At 73.3% G+C, this 2,550-nt stretch carries 3 protein-coding genes; all 3 read right to left on the bottom strand.

Annotated features, from left to right (window positions below; translation table 11 throughout):
• Positions 1-452, bottom strand: a 452-nt coding sequence (locus RIF68_RS34050; RefSeq protein ID WP_309055333.1) for an ATP-binding cassette domain-containing protein, incomplete at its 3' end; no start/stop codon positions are given.
• Positions 453-761: 309 nt separating this feature from the next.
• The gene (locus RIF68_RS34045) at positions 762-1,517 is read right to left on the bottom strand and encodes an anti-sigma factor (protein ID WP_289910113.1); all 756 of its coding nucleotides are present in this window, start codon (positions 1,515-1,517) and stop codon (positions 762-764) included.
• Positions 1,514-2,098 carry a sigma-70 family RNA polymerase sigma factor gene (locus RIF68_RS34040; protein ID WP_289910112.1) on the bottom strand — a complete coding sequence of 195 codons (585 nt, stop codon included), beginning with the start codon at positions 2,096-2,098 and terminating at the stop codon, positions 1,514-1,516. The genes RIF68_RS34045 and RIF68_RS34040 overlap by 4 nt, the downstream gene beginning before the upstream one ends.
• Between the last annotated feature and the right edge of the window lie 452 nt (positions 2,099-2,550).

The raw sequence follows: 2,550 nt of genomic DNA, 5'->3' as shown, positions 1-2,550 counted from the left end.
AGGGAGACGACCTGACCGCCGCTGAGCGTGCCCAGCCGCCGGTCCAGGGCGAGGCCGGCCAGGCCCAGGCGGTCGAGCTGGGCGCGGGTGCGTTCCTCGATGTCCCAGTCGTCGCCGATGACGGTGAAGTGCTCCTCTGCGACATCCCCGCCCTCGACCGCGTCGATGGCCCGGATCACGGCGGCGACCCCCAGCACCTCGGCCACGGTGAGGTCGCCGGTCAGGGGGAGGCTCTGCGGCAGGTAGCCGAGATCGCCGGTCACGGACACGGTCCCGGCGCCGGGCCGCAGTTCCCCGGCGATCAGTTTCAGCAGGGTGGACTTGCCGGCACCGTTCGGCGCGACCAGTCCCGTACGGCCGGTGCCCACGGTGAACGACAGGTCTTCGAAGACGGGGGTGCCGTCGGTCCAGGAGAAGGAGAGGCGCGAACAGCGGATTGCGGCGTCGGACATGACACGACCTCGTGAAGGAGAGGGCGGGCAGGGAGAGGCCTCTGCCCGGCAGACAGAAGGGGAAAAGGGAACGACGAGAAGGCCACTGCGGCGGCGCTCTCGCGCGCGCACCGGCGGCCGGTCAGATCCGGGGATCACCCGGAGATGTCGTCGTCACCCACCATGTCTGGGACTCCTCGATCCACGATCAACGTCTTGACCAGCCTACCAGCCGAGGATCGGCGGTGGCGGGTGGCGACCGAGCCCGCGGGGCTCCCCGTCCCGGCCCTCGGCGAGCGGAGGGGAACGGGCGCGGGGAGCCCCGCGGCCTCAGGCAGGCAGGTTCATCAGTGCGATCGGTGTGGAGGTCGGCTGTTCCGACCCGCCGGCCGGCTCCACGGTGATCCCGACCCCCGCCGCACCGTCCACGGCGCCCTCCAGCAGCACCGCCTGACTGGTGCGGTCGCGCTCCATCAGGCCCGCGGGCCGCATCGTGCCGTGGTCGTCGAACCAGAGCTGGTACACCTTGTCCTGCGGCGGCTCGGCCAGGCCCGAGGCCAGGAACACGGCCCGGTCCTCGCGCTCGGACACGATCAGCGTCCCGGTCGCCCCGCCGGCCATGCGCGCGGTGCGGGACGCGGCGTCGGGCGCGGCCAGCACGCCCGCCAGGGTTCCGGCCCGCTGTTCCGCCCGCGCCGCACGTTCCCCGGCGTCCTGGGCCCGCTGGTACTGCCAGACGGTCGTGCCGCCGAGCCCGACCGCGGCCGCCACACACGCGGCCAGCGCCCACCGGACCGGACCCCGCCCCCGGGGGACGACGCGCCGCGCCCGCTCCACCCTCCCGCCGCCGGGCGGGACCTGGCGCACGGTGGTGATGCGCCGCAGGACCCGGGTTTTGAGCTCGGGGCCGGGCGTGACGGTGGTGGCCAGACCCAGCCGGGCCGCCGCCGCGGCCAGTTCCAGGGTCTCCTGCTCGCAGGTGCCGCAGTGCGTCAGATGCCGTTCGAAAGCGGTCCGTTCGTCGTCGGGCAGCGCGTGCAGGGCGTAGGCGCCCGTCAGGCTGTGCAGGTCCTCGGTGCGCGTCACGCGCTCACCCCCAGGCAGTCACGGAGCCGGATGAGACCGTCGCGCAGCCGCGTCTTCACCGTGCCGAGCGGCAGCGCGAGCGACTCGGCGACCTGCCGGTAGGTCAGGCCGCGGTAGTAGGCGAGGGTGACGGACTGGCGCTGGATCTCGGTGAGGGTACGCAGGCAGCGCCGCACCTGCTCCCGCTCCAGCCTCGTCTCCACCTGCTCGGTCACCTCGTCGTACTCGGGCGTACGGTCGAGCAGGGCGGCCTTGTGGTCGCGGGCGGCGGCGGCCTCCACCGACCGCACCCGGTCCACGGCCCGCCGGTGGGCCAGGGTCAGGATCCAGTTGATCACCGTGCCGCGCTCGGGCCGGTACCGGGGCGCCGTGCGCCACACCTCCACCAGAACCTCCTGCGCGACCTCCTCCGACTGGGCCCGGTCGCGCAGCACCGTCCGGACGACGCCGAGCACCGACCCCGCCACCGCGTCGTAGACCGCGGCGAAGGAGTCCTGATCTCCCAGGGCCACCTCATGGATGAGCTGTTGCAGATCAGGTCGGGCCGATGGATTTCTGCCGATGTGCACGGCTTCCTTCACGAGCGGGTCTCCAAAAGAATTGCGACGGGTGGGCATGTCCCCGGGTGATCCGAGGCCGCACGGCCCACGGATTGGTCGCGAGCCGGGCGGACGGAGCGGCCCTCCACGCCGCGAAGCCGCACGGGCGGTCCCGCACGGCGCGTCCGGCGCCCACGATCCCACGGTGCACGAGGCCTCCTGCCTGCCGCGTCACCGGCCGTTCGCACTCCGGCCCGTGGGCAACCCGGGCGCGGATGCCGACCGCCGCACCGGAGGTGCCATGGTGCTCATGCGTGGGAGAGCCAGTCCCAGGTCCCCGTGTACGACACCGGTCCCACCCCCGGCGGGTGATGACGCCGGTGCCGCACGGGTAGACTGGCGGCCGTTCGCGTTCGACGAGTCCGCATCGGGATGACAGGGAGGTGAGGTCGATGACCGTGTCCGAAGCCGCGCTTCGCGGCGCCCGGGTCTCC

The sequence above is a fragment of the Streptomyces sp. genome (genome assembly GCF_031178505.1).
In the GTDB taxonomy this organism is placed as follows: Bacteria; Actinomycetota; Actinomycetes; order Streptomycetales; family Streptomycetaceae; genus Streptomyces; species Streptomyces gulbargensis.
The sequence above is the reverse complement of the archived record's forward strand: the minus strand, read 5'-3'. Positions and strand labels throughout refer to the sequence as shown.